The organism is Acidimicrobiales bacterium (assembly GCA_040219515.1).
Taxonomy (GTDB): Bacteria; Actinomycetota; Acidimicrobiia; order Acidimicrobiales; family Aldehydirespiratoraceae; genus JAJRXC01.
Map to the genome: position 1 here is coordinate 228,881 of JAVJSI010000004.1, position 24,141 is coordinate 253,021.

At 72.4% G+C, this 24,141-nt stretch carries 28 protein-coding genes and 1 tRNA gene; 21 read left to right on the forward strand and 8 right to left on the reverse strand.

Going from position 1 to position 24,141, the window contains the following annotated elements; genetic code table 11:
• Nucleotides 1-14 precede the first annotated feature (14 nt).
• The 9 genes from uppS to RIB98_02270 all read left to right on the forward strand — a co-directional run bounded on the left by uppS (nucleotide 15) and on the right by RIB98_02270 (nucleotide 11,791).
• Entirely contained in the window at nucleotides 15-788 is a 774-nt protein-coding gene (gene uppS, locus RIB98_02230; protein ID MEQ8839771.1) for a polyprenyl diphosphate synthase, read from the forward strand.
• Between the two features lie 14 nt (nucleotides 789-802).
• Nucleotides 803-1,573 (forward strand): phosphatidate cytidylyltransferase, encoded by a 771-nt coding sequence (locus RIB98_02235; GenBank protein ID MEQ8839772.1) that lies wholly within the window; start codon nucleotides 803-805, stop codon nucleotides 1,571-1,573.
• Between the two features lie 24 nt (nucleotides 1,574-1,597).
• A complete protein-coding gene (locus tag RIB98_02240) occupies nucleotides 1,598-2,632 on the forward strand; it encodes a M42 family metallopeptidase (protein MEQ8839773.1) in 1,035 nt (344 codons plus the stop codon).
• 46 nt (nucleotides 2,633-2,678) lie between these two features.
• A complete protein-coding gene (gene dxr, locus RIB98_02245) occupies nucleotides 2,679-3,797 on the forward strand; it encodes a 1-deoxy-D-xylulose-5-phosphate reductoisomerase (protein ID MEQ8839774.1) in 1,119 nt (372 codons plus the stop codon).
• Nucleotides 3,785-4,906: an RIP metalloprotease gene (locus RIB98_02250; protein ID MEQ8839775.1), complete on the forward strand. Its 1,122-nt coding sequence runs from the start codon at nucleotides 3,785-3,787 to the stop codon at nucleotides 4,904-4,906. The genes dxr and RIB98_02250 overlap by 13 nt, the downstream gene beginning before the upstream one ends.
• A 52-nt stretch (nucleotides 4,907-4,958) precedes the next feature.
• A complete protein-coding gene (gene ispG, locus RIB98_02255; protein ID MEQ8839776.1) occupies nucleotides 4,959-6,197 on the forward strand; it encodes a flavodoxin-dependent (E)-4-hydroxy-3-methylbut-2-enyl-diphosphate synthase in 1,239 nt (412 codons plus the stop codon).
• Nucleotides 6,198-6,243: 46 nt separating this feature from the next.
• Nucleotides 6,244-8,016 carry a proline--tRNA ligase gene (locus RIB98_02260; protein MEQ8839777.1) on the forward strand — a complete coding sequence of 591 codons (1,773 nt, stop codon included), beginning with the start codon at nucleotides 6,244-6,246 and terminating at the stop codon, nucleotides 8,014-8,016.
• A 15-nt stretch (nucleotides 8,017-8,031) separates the two neighbouring features.
• Nucleotides 8,032-8,105, forward strand: a tRNA-Pro gene (locus RIB98_02265).
• A 176-nt stretch (nucleotides 8,106-8,281) separates the two neighbouring features.
• Entirely contained in the window at nucleotides 8,282-11,791 is a 3,510-nt protein-coding gene (locus tag RIB98_02270; GenBank protein ID MEQ8839778.1) for an SIR2 family protein, read from the forward strand.
• Between the two features lie 198 nt (nucleotides 11,792-11,989).
• Here RIB98_02270 and RIB98_02275 read toward each other — a convergent pair whose 3' ends face one another.
• The gene (locus RIB98_02275) at nucleotides 11,990-12,787 is read right to left on the reverse strand and encodes a ferritin-like domain-containing protein (GenBank protein MEQ8839779.1); all 798 of its coding nucleotides are present in this window, start codon (nucleotides 12,785-12,787) and stop codon (nucleotides 11,990-11,992) included.
• A 227-nt stretch (nucleotides 12,788-13,014) separates the two neighbouring features.
• Between RIB98_02275 and RIB98_02280 the strand changes: the two genes are divergently transcribed.
• From RIB98_02280 to RIB98_02305, 6 genes are read left to right on the forward strand one after another with little or no spacing between them, the layout of a single operon-like run.
• The gene (locus tag RIB98_02280; protein ID MEQ8839780.1) at nucleotides 13,015-13,551 is read left to right on the forward strand and encodes a CDP-alcohol phosphatidyltransferase family protein; all 537 of its coding nucleotides are present in this window, start codon (nucleotides 13,015-13,017) and stop codon (nucleotides 13,549-13,551) included.
• 55 nt (nucleotides 13,552-13,606) lie between these two features.
• Nucleotides 13,607-13,867 (forward strand): hypothetical protein, encoded by a 261-nt coding sequence (locus RIB98_02285; GenBank protein ID MEQ8839781.1) that lies wholly within the window; start codon nucleotides 13,607-13,609, stop codon nucleotides 13,865-13,867.
• Between the two features lie 11 nt (nucleotides 13,868-13,878).
• The gene (locus RIB98_02290; protein ID MEQ8839782.1) at nucleotides 13,879-14,337 is read left to right on the forward strand and encodes an FHA domain-containing protein; all 459 of its coding nucleotides are present in this window, start codon (nucleotides 13,879-13,881) and stop codon (nucleotides 14,335-14,337) included.
• Nucleotides 14,334-15,059, forward strand: a complete 726-nt coding sequence (locus tag RIB98_02295) for a MerR family transcriptional regulator (protein MEQ8839783.1) — start codon at nucleotides 14,334-14,336, stop codon at nucleotides 15,057-15,059. The genes RIB98_02290 and RIB98_02295 overlap by 4 nt, the downstream gene beginning before the upstream one ends.
• On the forward strand, nucleotides 15,056-15,589 hold the full coding sequence (locus tag RIB98_02300; GenBank protein ID MEQ8839784.1) for an adenine phosphoribosyltransferase: 534 nt from the start codon (nucleotides 15,056-15,058) through the stop codon (nucleotides 15,587-15,589). The genes RIB98_02295 and RIB98_02300 overlap by 4 nt, the downstream gene beginning before the upstream one ends.
• Nucleotides 15,590-15,592: 3 nt before the next feature.
• Nucleotides 15,593-16,357 (forward strand): ROK family protein, encoded by a 765-nt coding sequence (locus RIB98_02305; protein ID MEQ8839785.1) that lies wholly within the window; start codon nucleotides 15,593-15,595, stop codon nucleotides 16,355-16,357.
• A gap of 18 nt (nucleotides 16,358-16,375) precedes the next feature.
• Here the strand turns inward: RIB98_02305 and RIB98_02310 are convergent, their stop codons facing one another.
• Together RIB98_02310 and RIB98_02315 are read right to left on the reverse strand one after the other, a co-directional pair.
• Entirely contained in the window at nucleotides 16,376-17,008 is a 633-nt protein-coding gene (locus tag RIB98_02310; GenBank protein ID MEQ8839786.1) for a type 1 glutamine amidotransferase, read from the reverse strand.
• A 107-nt stretch (nucleotides 17,009-17,115) separates the two neighbouring features.
• Nucleotides 17,116-18,609 (reverse strand): carboxypeptidase M32, encoded by a 1,494-nt coding sequence (locus RIB98_02315; GenBank protein MEQ8839787.1) that lies wholly within the window; start codon nucleotides 18,607-18,609, stop codon nucleotides 17,116-17,118.
• Between the two features lie 38 nt (nucleotides 18,610-18,647).
• Here RIB98_02315 and RIB98_02320 point away from each other — a divergent pair, with 38 nt between their 5' ends.
• Entirely contained in the window at nucleotides 18,648-18,914 is a 267-nt protein-coding gene (locus RIB98_02320) for a hypothetical protein (GenBank protein MEQ8839788.1), read from the forward strand.
• Between the two features lie 24 nt (nucleotides 18,915-18,938).
• On the opposite strand, the gene RIB98_02325 is transcribed toward RIB98_02320, so the two are convergent.
• Nucleotides 18,939-19,877, reverse strand: a complete 939-nt coding sequence (locus RIB98_02325; GenBank protein MEQ8839789.1) for a hypothetical protein — start codon at nucleotides 19,875-19,877, stop codon at nucleotides 18,939-18,941.
• Nucleotides 19,878-20,049: 172 nt separating this feature from the next.
• Between RIB98_02325 and RIB98_02330 the strand changes: the two genes are divergently transcribed.
• From RIB98_02330 to RIB98_02340, 3 genes are read left to right on the forward strand one after another with little or no spacing between them, the layout of a single operon-like run.
• Entirely contained in the window at nucleotides 20,050-20,553 is a 504-nt protein-coding gene (locus RIB98_02330; GenBank protein ID MEQ8839790.1) for a ferritin, read from the forward strand.
• Nucleotides 20,554-20,571: 18 nt separating this feature from the next.
• On the forward strand, nucleotides 20,572-21,063 hold the full coding sequence (locus RIB98_02335) for a GNAT family N-acetyltransferase (GenBank protein ID MEQ8839791.1): 492 nt from the start codon (nucleotides 20,572-20,574) through the stop codon (nucleotides 21,061-21,063).
• A gap of 51 nt (nucleotides 21,064-21,114) precedes the next feature.
• Entirely contained in the window at nucleotides 21,115-21,462 is a 348-nt protein-coding gene (locus tag RIB98_02340; GenBank protein MEQ8839792.1) for a PilZ domain-containing protein, read from the forward strand.
• Between the two features lie 32 nt (nucleotides 21,463-21,494).
• Here the strand turns inward: RIB98_02340 and RIB98_02345 are convergent, their stop codons facing one another.
• Nucleotides 21,495-21,773, reverse strand: a complete 279-nt coding sequence (locus RIB98_02345) for a hypothetical protein (GenBank protein MEQ8839793.1) — start codon at nucleotides 21,771-21,773, stop codon at nucleotides 21,495-21,497.
• A gap of 80 nt (nucleotides 21,774-21,853) precedes the next feature.
• The gene (locus RIB98_02350; protein ID MEQ8839794.1) at nucleotides 21,854-22,474 is read right to left on the reverse strand and encodes a J domain-containing protein; all 621 of its coding nucleotides are present in this window, start codon (nucleotides 22,472-22,474) and stop codon (nucleotides 21,854-21,856) included.
• A 92-nt stretch (nucleotides 22,475-22,566) separates the two neighbouring features.
• Between RIB98_02350 and RIB98_02355 the strand changes: the two genes are divergently transcribed.
• Complete coding sequence (locus tag RIB98_02355; protein MEQ8839795.1) at nucleotides 22,567-22,992, forward strand: helix-turn-helix domain-containing protein; 426 nt, start codon at nucleotides 22,567-22,569, stop codon at nucleotides 22,990-22,992.
• Nucleotides 22,993-23,017: 25 nt separating this feature from the next.
• On the opposite strand, the gene RIB98_02360 is transcribed toward RIB98_02355, so the two are convergent.
• Together RIB98_02360 and RIB98_02365 are read right to left on the reverse strand one after the other, a co-directional pair.
• Nucleotides 23,018-23,215 (reverse strand): hypothetical protein, encoded by a 198-nt coding sequence (locus RIB98_02360; protein ID MEQ8839796.1) that lies wholly within the window; start codon nucleotides 23,213-23,215, stop codon nucleotides 23,018-23,020.
• A complete protein-coding gene (locus RIB98_02365) occupies nucleotides 23,212-23,451 on the reverse strand; it encodes a hypothetical protein (protein ID MEQ8839797.1) in 240 nt (79 codons plus the stop codon). Before RIB98_02365 ends, RIB98_02360 begins: the two co-directional genes overlap by 4 nt.
• 163 nt (nucleotides 23,452-23,614) lie before the next feature.
• Here RIB98_02365 and RIB98_02370 point away from each other — a divergent pair, with 163 nt between their 5' ends.
• A complete protein-coding gene (locus RIB98_02370) occupies nucleotides 23,615-23,971 on the forward strand; it encodes a DUF202 domain-containing protein (GenBank protein ID MEQ8839798.1) in 357 nt (118 codons plus the stop codon).
• The last annotated feature ends 170 nt before the right edge of the window (nucleotides 23,972-24,141 follow it).

A 24,141-nucleotide genomic window follows, 5' to 3' on the forward strand; every position in this document is an offset into this window, starting at 1 on the left:
GCGGCGACCCACCCATGGCGCTCTCCTCGCGCTGGCGCGCGGCCCGGTCGGCCATCGGCTTGGCCCGCGCCCCACGCCCCGCCCCGTCCGCGCCCGGCCCCGCCGTGCCGCGGTCGGTCGCGATCATCATGGACGGCAACGGGCGCTGGGCGCGCGAGCGTCGGCTGCCGGTCGGCGCCGGCCACCGCGCGGGTGCGCGCGCGCTCAAGCGGGTCGTGCGCGCGGCGGGTGACGCCGGCGTGGAGGACCTGACCATCTACTCGTTCTCCACCGAGAACTGGAGCCGGCCGGTCGACGAGGTGGAGGACCTGATGGCCCTCTTCGTCGAGCTGATCGACCGCGAGATGCAGGAACTCCACGCCGAGGGCGTCCGGATGCGCTTCATCGGCCGCATCGACCGCCTGGACGACTCGTTGCGCGACAAGATCGCCCAGGCCGAGGCGCTGACGGCCGGCAACTCACGCCTGCGCCTGTTCATCGCCATGAACTACGGGGGCCGCCAGGAGATCGTGGACGCGGCGCGGCGCTTCGTGGCCGCGGAGGCCCCCGAGGCCGGCATCGAGGACTTCGCCCGGCACCTCTACGCCCCGGACATGCGCGACCCCGAGCTGGTGATCCGCACCAGCGGCGAGCGGCGCCTGTCGAACTTCCTCCTGTGGCAGACGGCCTACGCCGAGCTGCACTTCTCCGAGCGGATGTGGCCGGACTTCGACGAGGAGGGCCTGGCCGAGGCGCTGGCCGACTACGCCGGCCGCGAGCGACGCTTCGGGGGGCGGACGGCATCCTGACCTCGCGCATCCTGGTGGCGGTTCCCGGGATCGCGGTGGCCGTGGCGGCGGTGGCGGTGGGCGGCCCGCTGTTCGTGGCGGCCGTGCTCCTGATCGCCGGCCTGGCCCTCTACGAGCTCTACAACCTCACGGCGGCGTGGGGGCCCCTGCGCTGGGCCGGCTACCTGGGCGCCGCGGCCTGCATCGTGGCCGTCTGGCTGCACGACTTCCCCGAGCACGGTCTGCTGATCGGCCTGGGGATCGGGCTGGGGGCGTGCGCGGTGGCCGGCCTCATGCTGCAGCGACGCGAGGATGTGACCGCGCGGGTGGCCATCACGATGTTCGGCATCTTCTACGTGGGCGTCCCGCTGGCGGTGCTGGTGATGATGCGCGAGCTGCCCGACGGCGCCGGCGCGGTGGCCAACGTGCTGGTGGGGGTGTGGGTGTTCGACACGGCCTCCTACTTCGGCGGGCGCCTGTGGGGCACCCGGCCGATCGCGCCCGTGACCTCGCCCAAGAAGACCGTGGAGGGTGCCGCCATCGGCCTGGTCGTGGCCACCATGGCGGTCTGGGTCGCCGGGCTCTACATGGACTGGATCGACGGCTGGCAGTCGCTGCTGCTGGGCTTGGCGATCTGCCCCGCGGCATTCCTGGGCGATCTGTTCGAGTCGCTGCTGAAACGCGACGCGGGCGCCAAGGACTCGGGCCGGCTGCTGCTGGGACACGGGGGCGTGCTGGACCGCTTCGATGCGATGCTCTTCGGGTCGGTGGCCGCCTACCTGGCCACCATCGCCCTGGTCTACTGACGGTCAACCGACGGGGATGGACAGATGAACCTGGAGCTCCTTACCGAGCTGTGTGAGACCCCGGGCACCTCGGGGCGCGAGGAGCGCATCAGGGCCATCGCCCGCCGCGAGCTCGAGCCGCTGTGCGACTCGGTGGAGGTGGACCCTCTGGGCAACCTCATCGCGCGCCGGGCCGGCGGGGGCGGTCCGCGGGTGATGCTCTCGGCGCACCTGGACGAGATCGGCTTCATGGTCACGCACGTCGAGGACGGCGGCTTCCTGCGGTTCCTGCCGCTGGGGGGCTTCGACGCCAAGACCCTCTCCGCCCAGCGGGTGATCGTGCACGGGCGCGAGGATCTGCTGGGGGTGATGGGCAGCCGGCCGGTCCACATCATGAGCGACGAGGAGAAGCGCCGGCCGCCCAAGCTGGAGGACTTCTATGTCGATCTGGGGCTGCCGGCCGAGCGCGTCAAGGAGCTGGTGCGCCCCGGCGATGTCATCACGCGCGAGCGCGCGATGGCCCGGCTGGGCGATCTGCTCACGTGCAAGAGCCTGGACAACCGCGCCGGCCTGTACGTGATGATCGAGGCGGTCCGGAGCCTGGCCGAGCACGAGTGCGAGGTGGTGGCCGTGGCATCGGTGCAGGAGGAGGTGGGCCTGCGCGGGGCACGGGTGGCCACGGCGCGCGTGAAGCCCGACATCGGCCTGGCCATCGACATCACCCTGGCCAACGACGGGCCGGGCGCCAAGGGCCACGAGCGCATCTCCGCGCTGGGGGACGGGGCGGCCATCAAGGTCTTCGACGCCAGCGCCATCGTCCCCGGCGAGCTGGTGGACCACCTGGTGGCGGTCGCCACCGAGCGCGAGATCCCGCACCAGCTGGAGATCATGACCCGCGGGGGCACCGACACCCGGGAGCTGCAGCTCTCGGGCGACGGCGCGATGGCCGGCTGCGTCTCGATCCCCACGCGCTACGTGCACCAGGTGGTCGAGACCTGCCACCCCGACGACCTGGACGCCTGCGTCGCCCTGGTGGCGGCGTTCTGCGAGACGGCCCACACGTTGGCCCCGGCGCGTTAGCGCGCCGTTCACGGACGCCCGCCGACCCCCCGCTACCATCGATCCTGTGACCCGCGTCCTCGTCCTCGGCTGCACCGGCTCCATCGGCGTCCAGGCCCTGGACGTGGTCGCCGGCTCGCCGGATCTCGAACTGTGCGGCCTGGCCTGCGGCGAGCGCGCCCCGGAGATGGCCGCCCAGGCGGCGGCCCACGGGGTGCGCCACACCGCCTGCGCCGGCGGCGGGGGCACCGTGGCACACGACCCCGATCTGGCGGGCCTGATCGAGGCGGCCGAACCCGACATCGTGCTGAACGCCCTCGTGGGCGCGGCCGGCCTGGGTCCCACGCTGGCGGCGGCCGAGCGCGGGATCGACATCGCGCTCGCCAACAAGGAGAGCCTGGTGGTGGGCGGCGAGTTGGTGCGTGCCGCATGCGCGCGCACCGGCGCCCGGCTGCTGCCGGTGGACTCCGAGCACGCCGCCCTGTTCCAGTTGATGGAGGGCGTCCCCCGCGGGCGCGTGGTGCGCGCCGTGCTTACCGCCTCCGGTGGTCCCTTCCGTGGCCGGGCCGCTGCGGACCTGGAGGACGTGGGCGTGGAGGACGCGCTGGCACACCCCACCTGGTCCATGGGCGCGAAGATCACGATCGATTCGGCCACGCTCATGAACAAGGGCCTCGAGGTGATCGAGGCCCATCACCTGTTCGCCCTCTCGTATGACCAGATCGAGGTCGTGGTGCATCCCCAGTCGGTCGTCCACGCCATGGTGCGCCTGGAGGACGGCAGCGTGCTCACCCACTGCGGCCCGCCCGACATGCGCATCCCCATCGCCCACGCCCTGCACCATCCGGCGCCGCCCCCGCGGCGTCCCGCCATGGACCTGGTGGGGGTGCGGATGGACTTCGACGCCCCCGACGAGCAGGCGTTCCCGTGTCTGGCGCTGGCCCGCGAGGCCGGCCGGGCCGGGGGCACGGCGCCGGCGGTGCTGAATGCCGCCAACGAGGTCGCCGTGGCCGCCTTCCTGGACAGGAGGGTCGGCTTCATGGAGATCCCGCGCACGGTCGCCGACGCCCTGGAGCGGGTCCCCGCCGGCGCGGCCGATGAGCGCGCCGCGGTGATGGAGGCCGACGCGAGGGCGCGCGCGGCGGCGGCGCGGCGGATCGAGGGGGTGGCGGCGTGCTCGGTGTGAACATCCTCCTGTTCATCGGCATCCTGATGGTGCTCGTGCTGGTGCACGAGGCCGGTCACATGGTGGTGGCCAAGTGGTGCGGGATGCGCGTGGAGCGCTTCTCGATCTTCTTCGGCAAGCCCATCGCCTCGTTCACGCGCGGCGAGACCGAGTACGCCATCGGCTGGATCCCCGCCGGCGGCTACGTGAAGATCACCGGGATGACCGCCGCGGAGGAGATCCCTCCTGAGGTGGCCGACCGCGCCTACTGCAACGCGCCGGTGTGGCGCCGCATCGCGACCATCGTCGCCGGGCCGGCGGTCAACATCGTGCTGGCGATCCTGATGTTCGCCGCGATCTTCTGGATCGGCGTACCCACGGCGCAACTCAGCAACCGCGTGGGGAGCGTCACGCCCGACTCGGCGGCCCTCGCCGCGGGGCTGCAGCCCGGGGACACGCTGCTGGCGGTCAACGGCGTGGCGGCCGGCGAGGACCCCGAGGCGGTCCGCACCGAGTTGCGCTCCGGCGAGCCCGGTGACGTGGTGACGCTCAGCATCCGGCGCGACGGCCGCACGCTGGAGGCGCCGGCCACCCTGGACGTGCTGCGCGATCCGCAGGGGCAGGTGCAGACCGACCCCGAGACCGGCGACCCGATCCCCGGCCTGGGGTTCACGTTCGCGGTCATCGACGGGCCCACGGTCCGCTATGGGCCCATCGAGGGGCTGGAGGAGGGCTGGGCCTGGTCGTGGTTCGTGATCCAGGCCAACGTGGAGGTGATCGGGGACCTCTTCACCAGCCAGGAGGCCCGCGAGCAGATCAACAGCGTGGTGGGCGTCGGCGCGGTCTTCAACGAGGTCTCGGACGACGGCTGGGTGATCCTGATGCGCTTCATCGCCGTCGTGAGCCTGGCGCTGGGGGTGTTCAACCTGCTCCCGGTGCTGCCGCTGGACGGCGGTCACATCGTGTTCGCGCTGGTGGAGAAGCTCAAGGGCTCGCCGCTCTCGGCGACGGCCTACGAGCGCTCGGCGATGGTGGGCTTCGTGCTCATCATGCTGGTGTTCGTGTTCGCCCTCCAGAACGACATCGGCCGCATCATGGGGGAGGGTTTCCAGATCGAGCAGCAGCCGTAGTGGTGCGCCCCGGCGACGGCGCCCCGTGGGTGCCTCGGCTAGCCTGAGCCCCATGAGCACGCTCGCATCACGCCGGATCAGCCGTGCCGTCCCCGTCGGCGCCGTCACCGTGGGCGGCGGCGCCCCGGTGGTGGTGCAGTCGATGACCAACACCGACACCGCCGATGCCCCGGGCACGGCGGCGCAGGTGGCCGAGCTGGCGCGCGCCGGCTCGGAGATCGTCCGCATCACCGTGAACAACCGGGCCGCCGCCGCGCGCGTGGCCGAGATCGCGGAGCGGGTGCGCGACGAGCACGGCCTGGAGGTGCCCCTGGTGGGCGACTTCCACTACAACGGCCACACGCTCCTGCGCGAGTTCCCCGACTGCGCCGACGCGCTCGCCAAGTACCGCATCAACCCGGGCAACGTGGGCCGCGGCGCGCGCCACGACGCCAACTTCGCCACCATGATCGCCGTGGCGGTGGAGCACGACCGGCCGGTGCGGATCGGCGTCAACGGCGGGTCGCTGGACCCCGAGCTCATGGACCGCCTGATGGACGAGAACGGCCGGCGCGCGGAGCCCCTCGGTGCGGACGAGGTGATGCGCGAGGCCATGATCCAGAGCGCCCTCACCTCGGCCGAGGCGGCCGAGGAACTGGGGCTTCCCGGGGACCGGATCATCCTTTCGTGCAAGACCAGCCGCCTGCAGGACATGGTGGCCGTCTATTCGGCGCTGGCCGAGCGCTGCGAGTACCCCCTGCACCTGGGGCTCACCGAGGCGGGGATGGGATCGAAGGGGATCGTCGCCACCACCGCGGCGCTCGGGATCCTGCTGCAGGCCGGGGTGGGGGACACCATCCGGGCCAGCCTCACCCCCGAGCCCGGTGGCGACCGGGCGATCGAGGTCCGGGTCTGCCGCGAGCTGCTCCAGGCGCTGGGCCTGCGCGCCTTCCGCCCCGACGTCACGGCCTGCCCGGGCTGTGGGCGCACCACCAGCACGGTGTTCCAGGAACTCGCGCAGGCCATCGAGGCCCATCTGGAGCGGCGGATGGCCCACTGGCGCACCGAGCGCCCGGCCGTGGCCGGCCTGAAGGTGGCCGTGATGGGCTGCATCGTCAACGGCCCGGGCGAGAGCCGTGCCGCGGACATCGGGATCAGCCTGCCCGGCACAGGCGAGCAGCCCCGGGCCCCCGTGTACGTGGACGGCGAGAAGGTGCGCACGCTGGAGGGCCCGACCCTGGCCGACGACTTCATCGCCATGGTCGAGGAGTACGTCGAGAGTCGCTACCCGCGGGTGGCCTCCCCGGTCTGACCCGTGCCCCGGGCCCGCCGGCGCCGGTCTGGCAGAGTTCCCCGCCGTGAGCACCTCAGAGAGCACCCCACCCGCCGGCTGGTCCATGCCCGCCGCCCCGCGCGGCGACTCGTGGCGCATGTCCGGTCGCGTCCTGCCGACCCTGCGCGACGCGCCCACCGACGCCGAGGCCGCCAGTCACATCCTGATGATCCGCGCCGGCCTCGTGCGCCAGCTGGCGGCCGGCCTCTACACCATCCTGCCGGTCGGGCTGCGGGTCATCCGCCGCATCGAGGCGATCCTGCGTGAGGAGATGGACCGCATCGGGGCCCAGGAGGTGCTGATGCCGGTCCTGCACCCGGCCGAGGTCTGGCAGCAGACCGGGCGCTGGCCGCTGGCCGAGCAGTTCCGGCTGAAGGACCGTGCCGGCCGCGACTTCGTGCTCGGCATGACCCACGAGGAGATCGTCACCTGGCACGCCGCGCGCGAGATCCGCTCGTACCGCGACCTTCCCCAGACCTGGTACCAGCTGCAGACCAAGATGCGCGACGAGCCGCGCGCCAAGGGCGGCCTGCTGCGCGTGCGCGAGTTCACCATGAAGGACGGCTACTCGTTCGACGCCGACCGGGCGGGGTTGGACGCCTCCTACCAGGCGCACGCCGAGGCGTACGCACGCATCTTCACCCGCTGCGGGATCGCCTGGTACCAGGTGGAGAGCGACACCGGGATGATGGGCGGCAGCGAGGCGCACGAGTACATGGCCCCCAGCCCCGCCGGCGAGGACGTGGTGGCCCTGGCCGAGGACGGGTCGTATGCGGCCAACGTGGAGCTGGCGGTCTCGGTGGCCCGCGAGCCCGACTTCGGCGAGACCCCCGAGGCCCCCGAGCCGTTCCCCACCCCGGGGGTCGGCACCATCGCCGAGCTGTCGCAGCTCACCGGGCTGGAGCCCGCGCGCCTGTGCAAGAGCGTCGTCGTGGTGCCCGAGGAGGGCCGGCCGGTGCTGGCGCTGGTGCGCGGCGAGCACGCGGTGCACGAGAAGAAGCTGGCGCGCGTGATCGGCCCCCACCGGGCCGCCCACCCCGAGGAGATCGTGCAGTGGTTCGGCGCGCAGGCCGGTTCGCTGGGTCCGGTGGGGCTGCCCGAGGGCTCGCCGATCCGCATCGTCGCCGACCCGACCATCGGGACCGGCCACTACGTGACCGGCGCCAACCGCGACGGCGAGCACCTCCGCGGGGTCGTGATGGGACGCGACTTCGACGCCGAGAGCGCCGACATCCGCGAGGTGCTCGAGGGGGAGGGCGCGCCGGTCACCGGCTCGCCGCTGCGCCTGGAGCCGGTGATCGAGATCGGCAACATCTTCAAGCTGGGGACCAGGTACAGCGACGCCCTCGACGCCACCTATCTGGACGTGGAGGGGCGCGAGCAGACGATGGTGATGGGCTGCTACGGCATCGGGCCGGCGCGCATCGCCGCCGCCGCCATCGAGCAGTTCCACGACGAGGCCGGCATCGCCTGGCCGCGCGCCATCGCCCCCTTCGACGTGCATCTGGTGCTCATCGGCAAGGCGGGCGAGCCCCACGCCGAGTACGCCGAGCGGCTCTACGAGGACCTGTCGGACCTCGGGTTGTCGGTGCTGTTCGACGACCGCCCGGGCACCAAGCCCGGCGAGAAGTTCGTGGAGGCCGAGTTGCTGGGCGTGCCGCTGCGGGTGACCGTGGGCAAGCGCACGTTGCCCGACGGGCCACTGGAGGTGCAGGTGCGCCGCGGGCGCGAGCGCACGGACGTCCCGCTCGACGGGGCCGCCGCCGCGCTGCGCGACATCTGGTCGTCGCTGCGCTAGGATCCCGCTCGATCGCGGGGCGTGGCGCAGTCTGGTAGCGCACCCGGCTGGGGGCCGGGCGGTCGGAGGTTCAAATCCTCTCGCCCCGATTCCATGTGAGGACACCAAGGGCCACCCGAGGGTGGCCCTTGGTGTTGGGGGTTCGCGGCTTCGCCTGCCCGGATGCCGCTTTGGGCGTCCACCCCGCCTTTGGCGCGCGAGGGTGGTCCGCGAGCTCGCGATGTGCGTGGCAGGATCCTCTGCGACCGCGGTGCGGGGGAGCGCTATGTGGATCACCAGCGATGTGGAACTGCCTGAAGCGCTTGTAGCGGCCCAGGCTGCCGGGGAGCTCGTCCTGTTCGTCGGCGCGGGCGCGTCCGTCGACGACCCGTCCGGCCTCCCGTCGTTCGTCGATCTCGCACGAGACTTGGCAGAGCGCGCAGCAGTCCCTTGGCCTCAAGAGGACGAGGAGGGGCGGCATATCCCGATCGACAGTTTCCTCGGTGCGCTGCCTCCGGATTTTGAGACCCACCGGCACGCGGAGGCCCTGATCGATGTGGAGGGCTCCCTGCCGAACGCAACCCACGCTGCGCTGGTGCGGGTCGCCTCTGCCCCCGGCCCGATGCGGATAGTGACGACGAACTTCGACCGGCATCTCTCGGCGGCCGCCGGACACCGCAGCGTGGAAGTGCCGAACCTGTGGTCGGGCCCGGCCCTTCCGCTCGGAGGCGAGTTCTCGGGAATCGTTCATTTGCATGGAGCGATTCGCCGGACGCCAAGGCAGATCGTGCTCACCGACCACGATCTCGGAAGGGCCTATCTCACTGAGGGGTGGGCGACGCGCTTCCTGCTGTCGCTCTTCAACCGCTTCACCGTGCTTTTTGTCGGCTACTCCCACGACGATCCGATGATGAAGTACCTCGCGCTCGGCCTGCCGTCCGGTGGGTCACGTTTCGCCTTGACCACCGAGCAGGACGCCGCACTCGGGAAGTGGAGCCGGCTGGGAATCCAGCCGGTTGCGTACCCCTTGCGTGGCGGAAGCCACACAGCGCTCGTAGTAGCGCTCGATGCTTGGGCGACTCGGTCGAAGATGGGGAGGACCGACCACCGAGCGAGGATTCACGACATCGTCGCGGGCGGACCTCCGCTTTCGCCCGAGGACCGCGACTACGTCCTCGAACGACTGCGTGTCGTCGACGGTGCTCGAGACTTCGTGGCAGCCGTCTCCTCACGGGCGACGACAGGGCAACGTGCGTGGCTCCAGTGGTTGGAGACCGCTCCGAGCTTCGAAGGGGGCTTTCGCGGGGTGGCCGCAACGGATGACGGCGCCGCAGTGCTCATGCACTGGTTCTGCCAGTCGTTCATCGAGGATTCGGCGTTGCACGAAGCCGGGCTTAATGCGGTGCTTCATCTGGGCCACGATTTCAGGGACGACCTCTACGACGCGGCGCTCTGGAGTACTCACAAGTTGGCCGAGACAAACGAGACCAGTGCCGGGCGGTGGAGGATGCTCTTGGCGACCTCCTTGGGGCGGGCGGCACCTCGACGGGCAGGTCACCTGGCGCTGAGGCCCCGAGGGGCGCCTCCGCCCTGCGCGTCATCCCTCCGGGCAATGCTGAGGCCGTTTCTCCGGCTTCGGGAGGCGTTTCGCCTGGCCCCCAACGAGCCCGATGGGCTCACGCTTCCAGATGCCGAGGTTGGCTGGTCCGTCGAGGAGTATGCGCTCAGCGAGTCCATCCAGGAAGCAATCGCTGGAGCGAAACCGGGAGATCCCGCTCTGGGCAACGTCTTGGAGGGGGCACTGCACGCGTCGTACGACCTCCTCGACGCATACTTCGTTGACCGGGGGTGGGACCAGCTCAGCTTGCGAAGGTCGGCTATCGGAGAAGACGCGCGGGATTCGTACAGGCGCCCCATCGACGCAGTCATCGACGGTCTAAGGACTCACGGAGAGCGGGCGCTGCCCCTCGATCCGCGCCTCCCAGAGCGCTGGTGGTCGACCGAACGCGATCTCTTCCGCCGGCTTGCGCTGCATCTAGTCGCCATCGACCGACGTCGATCGCCTGATGAGAAACTCCAGTGGCTAGTCGAGCGCTCGCTACCGGCGGATCATGGCTTAAAGCACGAGGTCTTTGCGGTCCTTGCCGGCGCCTACGGCTTGGCGTCCCAGTCCTCCCGCGATCGCCTTCTCGGGCACGTGATGCGCGGGCCCGACGACTACGAGCGCTACAACGTTCTCGTCTGGCTCCGTACGGTGGCGCCCGACTGCTCGGAGGTGCGCGCAGCTCACGAAGAAGCAGAAACCGCTCACCCCGAGTTCGCGCCGCGAGATCATCCGGACTTCAACTCTTGGGTGGACGTCGGCGTCTGGGGCGGATCGCGGCCTCTTGCCCCAGAGGACCTGATCGAAGCTCTCGATGATGAGGACTGGCCGATCGTCGCCAAGCTGCTCGACGATCCCTACGACGGCGCCCACGGCCTACCGGAGTGGTATGACGCCATCGATGTGGTTCGGGTGACCGCAGAGACGCGGCCCGAGCTGGGGCTGGCACTCATCGAGTTCGTTGACTGGAGGTCGATGGATGATGGCCGGCGCGGAGAGGTGCGCCGCTGCGTCGTCGAAGGGTGGACTCGGGCGGACACGGGCCCGCGCATCAATGAGGTCCTCGCCCTGGTCTCAGCGGAGGCCGCCCGCGTTGAGTCTGCTCGCGCGATCACCCGATTCTTGGCTGAGCAGGTTCGGGCTCGGGTAGGTGAGGCCGAGTGCCCGGAAACCTCCAGGATGAGGAGCATCGCGCAGAGCGTCTGGCAGGCCCACGGCGATTCATTCGAATCCTCTGGAGACCCGCTGTCGTTTGCCCCGCTCTACCTCAACTCTTGGCCCGGAGACCTCGCAGAGTACTGGCTGCTCGAGATAGACCGGCGATGGAGGACGGTGCGGGGGAGCGTGACAGGGCTCGATGATCCCGAGAGAGAGGCCATCGAATCGCTGCTGAGCGGGCCCGCTGATGCGCTTTCGGCGATCCTCCCAGTCCTGACTGGATCGTTGGCATTTCTTTTCGAGGTCGACGAGGAGTTCACATCGGCGTCCGTGCTTCCGCACTTCCGGCCTGGCCCCACGGCACCCCTGGCGTGGTTCTCGTTCCTGAATCGTCCTCGGTACACCGACCGAATCCTTGAAGCGGGACTGCTTGCCAGCTCCCGAGAGGCGTGGGACTGGATCGGGACTCCCTCTTTCGATCCAGACCGGACACGGCAGTTCTACCGGTTCGTATCGTCGATTCTGTCGTTCGCAGGAGTCTCTCCCGGCCAGCGACGGGACCTACTGGCGAACAGCGTGAAGGGGGCGGACGGAGCTCACGCGACAGCATTCGCGCAGACGGTCGTGGACTTCCTCCGCTCGGACGATGTTGACGGTGCTGCGGTTTGGGAACTCTGGCTCGGGGACCACATCTCGAGGCGACTCGACGGGCTACCCAGGGTTGCGTCGGCCGACGAGCTTGCCGCGTGGGCAGACGCCGTGCCTCTTCTCGGCATCTGCATCGCCGCAGGGGCTGATCTCTTGAAGGGGCACGGGATCGGCTTCGGAGAACGGGTCTCCGTGCCGGACATCGAGTTGGTGTTCGACGAGATCGCCGACTTCGTAGCCGAACGCGTGAGCAACTCCTCGCCCGAGACGTCGCCCCAGATTGGCTTTCACGTTGATCGGCTCCTGCAAAGCGGCCGCACGTCGCTCGGGGACGTTCGAGCTGAGGCCTTGGTCGAGGCGGCTCGCGATGCGGGGTTCGTGGACTAGGCCGCTGGGCTCGCCATCCGGTGTCGCGCGCTGGCGAGACTCCGAACCGCTGCTTCTGCCAGAGAAGCAGCGGTTGGGCGGTCCGCAGCCGGCCCGCGCGGCCGGCCCGCGCACCCCGATCGATGCGGGTACATCAAGGGCCACCCGAGGGTGGCCCTTGATGCGTACCGGGGCCCGAGGGCTCCCGGCGCCGCGGCCCTACTGCGGGGCGCGGGTGTTGACGCCGGGCGGGTTCGGGGTGCGGCGCTTGATGGCGTCGAAGTTGTAGAACCGGCCGGGGGCGCTGGAGCGCTCGCCGAAGCCGAAGCCCGCGGCCTGCAGCAGCGCGGCGGCGCGGAGGATGTCCGTGAAGCCCTGGTCGCCGCGGTTGGGGGCTCCCGGAGCGGTCTCACGCCCGTTGTACTTCATGTAGGCGCGGTCGTTGCCCAGCTTGCCCAGCGACTGGCGGGCGGCGGCGCGGTGCACGGCCTCGACGCCCATGAACTCGGCGGCGATCCGCGCCAGTCGGCCGTCGCCGGCCTGGCCGAAGGCGGTCACGCCGATGAGGTAGGCGTTGACGAAGATCTGGTCGCCCACCTCGAGGGTGTTCAGGAAGTTGGTCCGGTTGGCGAACACCGCGTCAGGCACCCAGATCTTCTTGGTGAGCGGCCGGGCCCCCAAGCTGGTGAGCGTGTTGTAGTGGATCAGCTCCTGCCGGGCGGCGGCGGCGATGTTGAAGCGGGTGGTGCGGTCGCCACCCAGGCCGCGGACGTGGCCGACGGTGTTGACGATCGTCGCGAGCACCTCGGCGGTGGCCGCGACGGTGAGGATGTTCTCCGGGGTGTTGTTGCCCGCGGAGCCACCGCGCTGGGCGGAGGCGATCCCCGGGACCGCCAGGAGGCTCATGCCACCCACGAGGGCGGTGGTCTTGGTGATCAACTCGCGCCGGGTCTGGGTCGACTCGTGCGCGTTGTCCTCATCGATTGCGCGATGGATCAGGTCCATGGCGTCCGACATGAGCGGGGTCCTTTCGTGGGGCCGTCACTGGAGAGTGGGCGCGTGCGGCGGGCGCAGCGTCGATGGGGTGTTCGCGCGGGACGGCGTTCTGGATCAGCACCCGGGGGGTATCGGTGTGGCCGGCCCCTGGCCGCCCGGGCCCCTGCGGCCCCGGGCGGGCGGCGGACTGGCAGGATGCGCCCGTGGCAGAGGTCGGGGTGAAACGAGCGCGGATACCGTGGCTGCGCTTGCTCCCGAACGTCCTCACCACCGCTCGTCTGGGAGCCCTCCCGGTGCTCGCGGTCGTGCTCTGGCAGGCCGACGGGCCCACCTCGCGGCTGGGTGCCCTGATCTTCGGTCTCGTGGCCGCGACGGACCTCCTGGACGGCGTGCTGGCTCGCGCCCTGCGTGCCGAGTCGCGCTACGGGCGGCTGCTGGACCCCCTCGCCGACCGCCTCCTGGTGGGGGTGGGGCTCGTGGGGGTGATCCTGCTCGACCGCGTGCACTGGAGCGCGCCGCTGATCCTCATCGCGCGGGATGTCACCCTGGTGGGCGGCTTCCTGGCCATGGCGCGCCGGGGCTTCGAGATGCGCGTCGACCTGGCCGGCAAGGCCTCGTCCGCCCTGACGATGTTCGCCACGGCCGGGTGCATCCTGCTGGCCGACGGCTGGGTGGAGGTGCTGATGTGGGTGGCGGTGGTCATGTCGCTCGTGACGCTGGCCCGCTACTGCCTGGGGGCCTCGCGGGCCCTGCGCAGCCACGAGCGAGGCTCACTCTCCGCCTGAGGGTGGAGGAGCGCGTCGGCTAGACTCCGTGGCTCTACACCGACGAGGAGTGGCGATGGACGCCCAGCCGGACCTGACGCAGCTGTCGGACGGGGAGCTCAAGGAACTCATCAAGCGCCTCACCGAGCAGGAGCGTGAGGTCTCCCGCCAGCGCCGGATGCTGCACGGCCGGATCGACATGCTGAAGACCGAGCTGGTGAGCCGCCTCAAGGGGCGCGACGACGGGGAGTTGTCGGTGGTGGACGTCGATGCGCTCAGCCGCATCCTCGCCGGCCGCCTCTCGGACATGGACCGACTCACCGGCGACGACGAGTAGCCGGGGGCGCGGTGTTCTGCCCCGAGTGCGGCTTCCACCAGAGTGATGCGCACCGCTTCTGCGGCAAGTGCGGTGCACGCCTGATCGCCGAGGGCCAGGGGACCAGCGAGATCACCGGCCCGCTCGCGGTCCCCGACGAGGCCGCCGAGTCCGGCGCCTGGTCCGGCCCCTCCATCGACGGGCCGGCGCTGGCGGTGCGTTCCGGTGGTCCTCCGGGGGCGATGTTCCGGCTCGGCACCGAGCGGGTGCGCCTCGGCCGCGAGCCCGAGTGCGAGGTCTTCCTGGACGACGTGACCGTCTCGCGCGTGCACGCCGAGGTGGAGCGTCACGGCCGCGCGGTGGTGCTGCGCGACCTGGGCTCGCTGAACGGCACCTACGTGAACCGTCGCCGCATCGAGGGCGATGAGGAGCTCGAGAGCGGCGACGAGATCCAGGTCGGCAAGTTCCGCCTGGTGTTCCTGACCGGATGAGCGATCCGGCCCCGGAGCCGGCGCCCGCCGCCGAGCGCGCGGAGGACGAGGAGGCGCTCACCATCGGTGCGGTGCGCGACCTGCTGGCCGCCGACTTCCCATCGGTCTCGATCTCCAAGATCCGCTACCTGGAGGACCAGGGGCTGATCGCGCCCAAGCGGACCGCCGGCCGGTACCGGCTGTACTCGCCGCTGGAGGTGGAGCGCCTTCGCACCATCCTGCGCCTGCAGCGCGACGAGTTCCTGCCGCTGCGGGTGATACGCCAGGAACTGGAGTCGTCCACGACGGGCGCGTTCAGCGTGGCCAACCAGGCCAAGCAGCTCAAGCGGGCCCACCTCGCCGAGCCCGCGCCCACCCGCCGGTACGCCGCCGAGGAGGTCCTGGCCTCCACGGGGGCCCCGGCCACGCTGCTGCGCCAGCTGGAGGAGTACGGCCTGGTCGATACCCGAGACGGGGGCTACGACGAGACCGACCGCGAGGTGGTGCAGACCGCCGTCGAGCTGGGCGCGTTCGGGGTGGAGCCCCGGCACCTGCGCATCTTCCGCGTGGCCGCGGAGCGTGAGGCCGGGCTGCTCGAGCAACTGCTGGCGGCCGGCCTGCGCTCGCGCAACCCCGAGCGCCGCCGCGAGGCCCTCGAGTCGCTCGAGACGCTTGCCGCACTGGCCTCGCACATGCGCCACCTGATGCTGGTGGCCGAGCTGCGGGAGATGGCCGGCACGTGAGAGCCCGCATCGATGCGGCCATCCGGCGGATCCCCAACCACCCCCAGCCGGGGATCCTGTTCTACGACCTGATGCCGCTGTTCCAGGATCCCGCCGGGCTGGAGGCCTGCGTGGGTGGGCTCGCCGAGTGGGCGCGGCCCCTGTGCCCGGATGTGGTGGTCGGCATCGAGGCCCGGGGGCTGATCCTGGCCGGGGCGCTGGCGCGCGAGCTGGGCGTGGGCATGGCCGCGGCGCGCAAGCCCGGCAAGCTGCCTGGAGCGCGCGTCAGCGCGGCCTACGAGCTGGAGTACGGCACCGACACGCTCGAGTTGCACAGCGATGCGGTGTCGGACGGGGCCCGGGTGATCGTGCACGACGACCTCCTGGCCACGGGCGGCACCGCCGAGGCCGTGTGCGGCCTGGTGGAGGGGCTGGGCGGCACCGTGGTGGGCGTGGGCGTGGTGGTCGAGCTGACCTTCCTGCCCGGCCGCGAGCGGCTGGCGCGCTATGGGGTGCACTCGCTGGTGGACTACGACTCCGAGGCGCTCTGAGGCGTGGAAGTCGCGCGGGCGATCGGCGTCGACATCGGCGGCAGCGGGATCAAGGCCGCGGTCGTCGACGTACGCACGGGTGTGCTGGTGGGGGAGCGGGTGCGGGTGCCGACGCCGCAGCCCTCCACGCCGGACGCTGTCCTGGCCGCGGCGGCCGCGCTGGTGGAGCAACTCGGTGCCGGTCTGCCGGTGGGTGTCGGGGTGCCCGGCGTGGTGCTCGGTGGCGTGGTGATGAGCGCCGCCAACATCGACGCGGAATGGATCGGCTTCGACGTGCGGGACGCACTGGCGGGACGCTTCGGGGTCTGTTCGGTGCTGAACGACGCCGACGCAGCCGGCCTGGCGGAGATGCGGTTCGGGGCGGCCGCCGGCCACCCCGGCGTGGTGCTGATGCTCACCCTCGGGACGGGCATCGGATCGGCCCTGTTCGCGGGCGGGCTCCTGGTGCCCAACACCGAGTTCGGCCACATCGAGATCCGGGGCAAGGACGGCGAGCGCCGGGCCTCGGCGGGCGCCCGTGAGCGCAGGGGGCTGTCGTACAAGCGCTGGGCGCCCCTGCTCGAGGAGTACCTGCGGCGCATCGATGCCCTGGTCTGGCCGGACCTCATCATCCTGGGCGGGGGCGTCTCCAAGCGGGCGGACCGCTTCCTGGGGCTGATCGACGTGCGCCCGCCCGTGATGCCCGCGGCCCTGCTCAACGGGGCCGGGATCGTCGGCGCGGCCGTGCGGGCGGCCGAGCAGGACGACGGGAGCCCGGGGGTCACCTGAGGCCGGTGGCCTGCCGGGTCAGGTGCCGGCGCCGGCCCTGGCGCGCATGAGCCCGGCCAGATGCTCGAAGCCCGGCGCGGACCGCGCCACCAGCGCCGGCCCGTGGGCGGTCGCCCCCCGGCGGAGCAGCGCGGGTGCGCCGGCGCCGAGCGCCGCCCGCGCCTCGGTCTCCATCGCCGGCTCCGCCAGCCAGCGCTCCACCAGGTCGCCGTCGGCCTCGGCGTGGAACAGGAGGCCCCATGCCGGGTGGTGGCGGAACGCCTGGCAGCCCGTGAGCGCGGAGGAGGCCAGGGCGTGCGCGCCGGGCGGGGTGGGGAAGACGTCCCCGTGCCAGTGCAGGACGGTCGACCGGGGTCCCAGGGCGCCCACCACCGGGTCGCGGGGCTCGATCACCTCGATGGGGAGCCAGCCGATCTCCGGCCGCGGCCCGGCGCTCACCGCGGCGCCCAGCGCCCGGGCGATCAGCTGGGAACCCAGGCACACGCCCAGCATCGGCAGGCCGTCGGCCAGCGCCCGCTCCACCCAGGCGCGCTCGTCCGCCAGCGCCGGATGGCGCGCGGTGTCGTCGACGTTCATCGGGCCGCCCATGATCACCGCACCCGCCACCTCGGCCGGTGCGGGCAGTCGTCCGCCATCCAGGGGGGCGCACACCTCCGGGACGAGGCCGGCTCCGCGCAGGGCCTCCGCGATTCGGTGCGGCCCCTCCCACGGCACGTGCTGGATCACCAGCACCCGCCCGCGGGCCCCCGCGTCCGCGCTCACCCGGTGTGGGTGCGGCCCAGGTGGGCGATCAGCGCGTCGGCCGAGAGCGTCCGCCCGGTGGCCCGGTGCATCAGCTCCGGAGTGGGCACCGTGGCGCCGTGGCGATGGATGCGGTGGCGCATGACATCGAGGATCTCGCGGAAGCGCCCCTCCTCGACGGCCTCCTCCAGGCCGTCGAGCACCTGGTCGGCGGCCTCGGCGAGCTGCGCGGAGTAGAGGCTCCCGAGCGTGTAGGTGGGGAAGTAGCCGAACAGCCCCTCGGCCCAGTGGATGTCCTGCATGGCGCCCTCGGCGCCGGTGGCCGGGCGCACGCCCAGCAGGCGGTCCATGCCGTCGGAGAAGGCGCCGGGGAGGTCGGTCACCGCCAGATCGCCGCGGACCATCGCCACCTCGAGTTCCGTCCGCAGGACGATGTGCAGGTGGTAGGTGACCTCGTCGGCCTCGACGCGGATCGGCGAGGGGCGCACCACGTTCGCGGCGCGGTGCATCAGATCGGCGTCCACACCCTCCATCGCTTCGGGGAACAGCCGGCGCATGGTGGGCTCGATGCGGTTCCAGAACGCCCTGGTCCGGCCGACGTGGTTCTCCCAGAAGCGCGACTGGGACTCGTGGGCCGCCAGCGAGGGCGCGTCGTGCAGCGGGGTCCGGTCGAGGTCCTCCGCGAAACCCTGCTCGTAGAGCGCGTGGCCCACCTCGTGCATCACGGCGCCGATGCTGCTGATGGGCGAGGCGGGGTCCACCCGGGTGGTGAACCGGACATCGCCGCGGTGGGTGGTGCTGGTGAACGGATGCACCGAGCGCGCGATCACGCCGGCGCGCAGGTCGAAGCCCACCATGTCGGCCAGCTCATGCGCCAGGCGCACCTGGGCGTCGGTGTCCCACTCGCGGGCCGGCAGCCGTGCTTCCGGTCGGCGGCCCGCCTCCTCCACCAGCGGGCCCAGGCGCTCGCGCAGGTCGGCCAGGACGGGCTCGATGCCGGCCACCCGGGTGTCGGGCTCGAAGGCGTCCAGCAGCGCGTCGTAGGGCTCGTCGCCCACCTCGAGCGCGTCCGCCTCCTGGCGGCGAAGGGCGAGCACCCGCGCCAGCGGGCCGGCCCAGTGGGCGAAGTCGTCCCGCTCGCGCGCCTCGGTCCAGGCGTGGACGCTCTCGGCGCACGCCTCGCTGGTCTCGCGCACCAGCGACTCGGGCAGCCTCACCGCCCGGTCGCGCATCCGCGTGGCCACGCGGACGAACGCCGCCACGTGCGGGTCCTCGGCCAGGTCCGGCCTCCCGGAGAGGCGTGCGAGGGCCTCGCCGGCGTCGGCGCGCACCGTCTCCCGGTGATGGAGGGCGGCCAGGGTGCCCTGCTGGCGCGCGCGCGCCGCCGAGCCGGCGGGCGGCATCAGCGTCTCGCGATCCCAGGCCGACAGGGCGGCCGCCGAGGACAGGTCGCCGACGGTGCCCGCCCACTCGCTGACCAACGTCCATTCCTGGCTCTCGCGCACGCTCACCGGGCCAGTCTACGCGGGCCCCGGGCTATCCTGAGCGCATGAGCAGCCATCCATCCGAGCGCCCACGACCCGCTTGGCTGACGCGCTGGGAGGACCTCCACATCGTTATCCAGGTGCTCCTGGTCAGCCCGGTGTCGGTCGCCCTGTTGTTCGTCGTGCACATCGGCCTGATGAACCAGCCGCTGTGGCGCGGGCTGTCGTACGGGATCTTCTGGGGCGCGCTCGTCACCGCGGCGGTGGTGGGCGCCTCGCGCTCGGAGCGGGCCCGGCGCGACCAGGGGGGCGTGAACCCCCCCGGTCGGTGACCCTCCTCGGGCCGGCGGTCCCTCTCAGCCCACGTTGGTGGCGGCCCCGCTGAAGTCCTGCAGCGCCTGGAGGACGTCGGGCAGCAGCGCCTGGACCGCGTCGTTGTCGCCGCTGGCGGCGGCGTCGACGAAGCGGCGCAGCACATCGCTGACCTGCGGCCCCTGGGCCACCAGGCCGGCGCGCTGTCGCTCGAGCTGGGCGTCCTCCATCGTGTACCCGTCCATGCGGGCGATGGCGGCGTCGAAGTCGTCCAGGATCCCGGAGATGTCGTCGGTGCGCGCGGCGAGGTCGTCCGGGCCCGACAGCGACTGCAGGGTGGTGCCGAAGCTCGACAGGGCGCCCGCGGCCGCCTGTGCGTCCTCGAGGTACTGGTCGATGGTGCCGGTCTCGCCCGACGGGGCGGGGTCGACCGGCGGCTCCTCCGGGTCGTCGAGGGTGGTGACGTCGTCCGAGGTGGTGGTCGGCTCGGTGGGCTCGGTGGGCTCGTCGTCGCCGTCCTCGGAGCCACAGACGCTCAGGCCCAGCTGCTGGGCCAGGTCGTCCAGCTCGTTGCTGGCGGACTCGGCCTCGGGGCCGACCTCGTTGAGAACCGCCTCGGGGTCCTCCCCGCCCTCGATGCGCGAGATGGCGCCGTTGATCAGCTCGAGCTGCTGCTCGTTCAGCGCCACCGCCTGATCCCACAGGTCTGCCAGCTCGTCCGGCGGCTCGAGCTCCTGCAGTCGCTCGAGTCCGTCCTGGTTGGCATCGCGAGTCGCCTGGAGGAAGCCGAGGAGATCGTCCGGCGAGGTGGGGTCGGCGATGCTCTCGGTGGTCGCGTTCACATCGGTGCAGATGGCGTCGGCCTGGGTGCGCAGCTCGTCTGCGCTCAAGGCCGAGGACTCGTCGCCACCACAACCGGCGGCGAAGGCGACGGCGCCGGTGGCCACGAGGGCGGCGGCGGTACGGCGGAACCCGCGCGTCATATGACTCTCCTAGGCGGAAAAGGGGACGGCCGAGCCGCCCGGCGGCGCGGCGTTCCCGCACTCGGAGCGCGGGAGTCTGACAAGACTAACCCGGCGTCCGGACCGCGGGGAAGGCGTCGGACCGCGGGAATCGGCTCTAGAGTGTGGGGCCCACCCCACCCGAGGAGCGACCATGGCCCTGGAGAGCACCGTCGACGCGGCCCTCAACGCACAGATGGGACGCGAGTTCGAGGCCCACATGCAGTATCTGGCGATCTCGAGCTGGTTCGACGGGGAGGGCCTGCCCGAGCTCACCCGGTTCTTCGCCGAGCAGGCCGCGGAGGAGCACGGCCACGCCATGAAGTTCCTCGACTACATCCAGGACGCCGGGGGCACGGTGGCGATCCCGGCCATCGCCGCGCCGAGGGGTGGCTTCGAGAGCGCGCAGGACGCTGTGCGGGCCGCGCTGGAGTCCGAGGAGGACGTGACCGCCCGCATCGACGAGTTGGTCGATGTCGCGCGGGGGCGGTCGGACCACGCCACGGAGGTCTTCCTGCAGTGGTTCGTCACCGAGCAGGTCGAGGAGGTGGCGACCATGACCGAGTTGCTGCAGATCGTGCGCCGCGCCGGCGAGGCCGGCCTGCTGCTGGTGGAGGACTACATCGCACGCAAGGGGCACCCCGAGGCGGCGGGCTAGGCGGATCGGGGCCCCGACGTGACCGATCCCGACGCCGGTGGGCGCCTGCGGGCGCCCCGTGAGCTCCGGGCCGGCGACTACGACCGCGCGCGGGCCGTGGTGGACGACTGGTTCGGGCACCCGGTGGGTCTGGTGATGCACCGGCTCTTCTTCGACCAGCTCGGCCCGTCGGGAGTGTGGATCGAGGATGCGGCCGGCCGGCCCGCCGGCTTCCTGCTGGGGCTGGTCTCGGAGGCCGAGCCCGACTTGGCGTACGTCCACATGCACGCCGTGGCGCCGGCCTGGCGCGGCCGGGGGGTGGGCGAGGGCCTGTACCGGGCCTTCGGGGGGCGGTGCGCCGCCCGGGGCTGCGGGCGCATCCGCGCGCTGGTGGGGCCGGGCCGCGAGGCCTCGGCCCGCTTCCACGAGCGCCTGGGCTTCGTCCCCGCCTGGCGCCCCGGATATCTCGGCCCGGGGGCCGACCGGCACGTCTACGAGCGCGCGCTACCGCTCGACGGGCCGCAGGGCTGAGGGCGGCCGGCGCGAATCAATCTCCCGAGGACCACGATCGAGGGCGGGCAGATGAGCACTGAGGAATCCCAGGACGACCGCCGCGCGCATCCTCGCCGGGATGTCGAGCTCCCGGTGCGCGTCACCGCCGGCGACGCCGTGGTGGAGGCCGTCAGCGTCAACCTCTCCGAGGGCGGCGCGCTGATGGCCGGCGACGACTTCCCATCGGCCTCGCAGGTGCGCGTGGAGATCGAGCTGGCCGAGCTGGGCTGGCACGCCATCGACGCCGAGGTCGTGCGCCACGGGACGGACGACGACGGGAGCGAGTCGCTGGCGGTGCGATTCGCCGAGGCCGCAACCCACGGCGGACGCGAGGCGATCCGGGACTTCTTCCGCGCTCGCCTGGGCGGCGAGAAGTAGCAGCCGGCGCACCGGCGACCCGGTGCGAGCGCTCAGGCGCTCAGGTCGATGTGACGCCGCGGCCGGTCGGGCTCGCCCTCGCTCCCGCCCGCGTCGTCGTCGGAGTGCCCCTCGCGGTGGCGCTCCTCCTCGGCGCGGTCGTCCATGCGCTCGATCCGTTCGGGCGGTGGCACCTTGGCGGAGCGCACCCGGTCGGCGCGCTCGCCGGCGGAGGCCAGCACGGCCATGTGGGTCTCACGCTGCATGACCATCTGCGCGATGCGGTTGGCCTCGCTGAGGCCGGCCTTCTGGATGGCGGGTACGTGTTCCACGACGCTCCCGGCGTTCGGGTGGCGCTGTCCGCATCGGCAGGCGGCCCCCCGGGCTTGAGCGGTGCGCACCGGATGGCCCCTCAGCGCACCCGCCAGCCCAGGTCCAGGCCTCCCTCGTCGTGCGCGATGGTGTAGACGGGCCGGCCGCGCGTGGGGTGGAAGACGATCGATACCAGCTCGCCTTCGGACAGCGCCAGCTCGATGGGGAGCTTGCGAAAGGTCACCGTGTCCAGCGCGCCGCGCGCACTGGCCACCACCATGCGGTGACGAAGCGACATCCAGCGGCGCTCCAGATGCGCGCGCCCCACCACCCGGGCTCCCACCAGAGCCGAGAAGCCCTGCCCGCAGCCCGGGCAGCGCAGCGACACCACGATGCCGCCCGGGTCGTCGACGGCGACACGGCTGGCACAGCCCGGGCACGGGACGCGGCGCACCGGGGGCGCCGGCGGGCCGGGCGGCGGGGCCTGGGGCCCCGAGCGGCGCAGGCGGTCGTAGCGGGAGCGCTGCACCGGGTCGCCCAGCACCTGCCAGGCCTCGTTCGCGCGCTGGGTGAGCTCCTCGGCCCGCCGGCGCTGGTCCTCGTCGCGGAAGCGGTCCGGGTGGAAGGCGACCAGCCGCAGGCGCCATGCCGCCCTCACCTCCGCGGCGCTGGCGTCGGGGGCCACATCGAGGGCGGCGTAGTGGTCCGGGCCGGCGCTCACTGCCCCGGAGCATGACCGATCGGCCGCCCGGAGGACGCCGCGGGACGACCGCCGTCCGACGCGACGGCCCCGCGGCCCATAGGCTGCCTCCGGTGAGCTCACCGACCCTCATCGGCAACACGTTGCGCGAGGCCCGCATGAGTCGCGGCCTCGACATCTCCGAGTGCGCCGAGGCGACCTTCATCCGCGCCCGCTACCTGGCCGCGATCGAGGACGGCCGCTTCGACGATCTACCCGACCCCGCCTATGTCGCGGGCTTCGTACGCTCCTACGCCGAGCACCTCGGGGTGGATCTCGACGGGCTCGCGGAGCCGGACCGCGATCTGCCGGTCCGCCGCGAGCCCGAGCACGCCGGGCGCCCCGTGTACCTCCAGGTGAGTCGCACCCGCACCCGCGCCCGGGGCGGCGCGGGGGTCGCCTGGGCGAGCTGGGTGGCGCTGCTGGTGCTCGTGACGGTCGCCATCATCGCCCTCGCCCTTTGGCTCGGGGTGTTCGACGCCCCGGCCATGACCCCCTAGGCCCCGCTCCGGGAGCAGGCGCAGCTCAGCCGGGCGCGCGCTCCTGCTCGCGCGCGCTCGCGCTGCCCGCCGCGACCGCGTCGGCACGGGAGTCCTCGGCCATCGCCACCGCGCGTCGCGTGGTGCGGCCGTCCATGATCGCCCCGTAGACGATCAGGGCCAGCGCGGCGGCCACGATCAGCGTCACGACCGCGCCCATGATGAACAGCTCGGGCGTGTTCACCGGTCGGCCCTCCGCGGCAGCAGGAACGCCCCGAGGGCGATGATCGAGGGCACCCAGATGCCCACGAAGACGCCCTCCATCTCGTTGCCGGCGAACCACAGCGAGACGGAGAGGATGAACGAGACGAACGCGGCCAGCAGGATCAGGCCTCGCGCGATCGTCTCGCGGCGCGCGCGCCCGGCACGACCCTCGGCGCCTGTGGCCGGCGCTGCCGGGCCGGGTGAGATGGTCGGCACGGAGTCCTCCTCGACGTGGGTGTCGGGAGGCGGATGCCCGCCCCCTCGGGTGTGGGTACGGCGGCGGGGCGTGGTGCGGATGGCGGCGCCCGGCTCCGGGTCGGCGCCCGTGCGAGGCTTGCGGGGACGGCGCGACGCGAGTGGGGGCGACAGGGTGGGGGAGATGGACGACGAGCAGGTGCCGGCGCAGCCCACCGATCCCACGTCCCGCGTGCGCGATCACCTGGCGAACGAGCGCACCTTCCTGGCGTGGCTGCGCACCGGGGCCACGGTGATGGTGCTGGGGCTGGCGGTGGCCCAGTTGCTCGAGCCCGGCGATCGCTCCGCCACTGTGGCGGGGATGCTGCTGGTGGGCGCCGGCGCGGTGGCCGTCGTCCACGGGGGACTGCGCTTCCGGCGCGTCCACCGCGGACTCGAGTCCGGCCGCTTCGCCGGGCCCGAGGCCGTCCGCGGCCCGCTGGTGGCGGCCGTCCTCCTGATGGTGGCCGTGGGGGCGGCGCTGATCCTGTTGCTCCTCTGACCGCCGCCGCGGTCGCCCCGTGACACCGCGGTGAACTCGCACCGCGCGGGCTTACGCCGTTCGCCCGCTCGGCGGCGGCGGATCGGCCGCATCGTCGCCCGTGACAGCGCGGTGAAGACCCCTGTAACCGGGTTGGATGGGCCGCACCGGTGGGCGACCGTCCGCGCCAC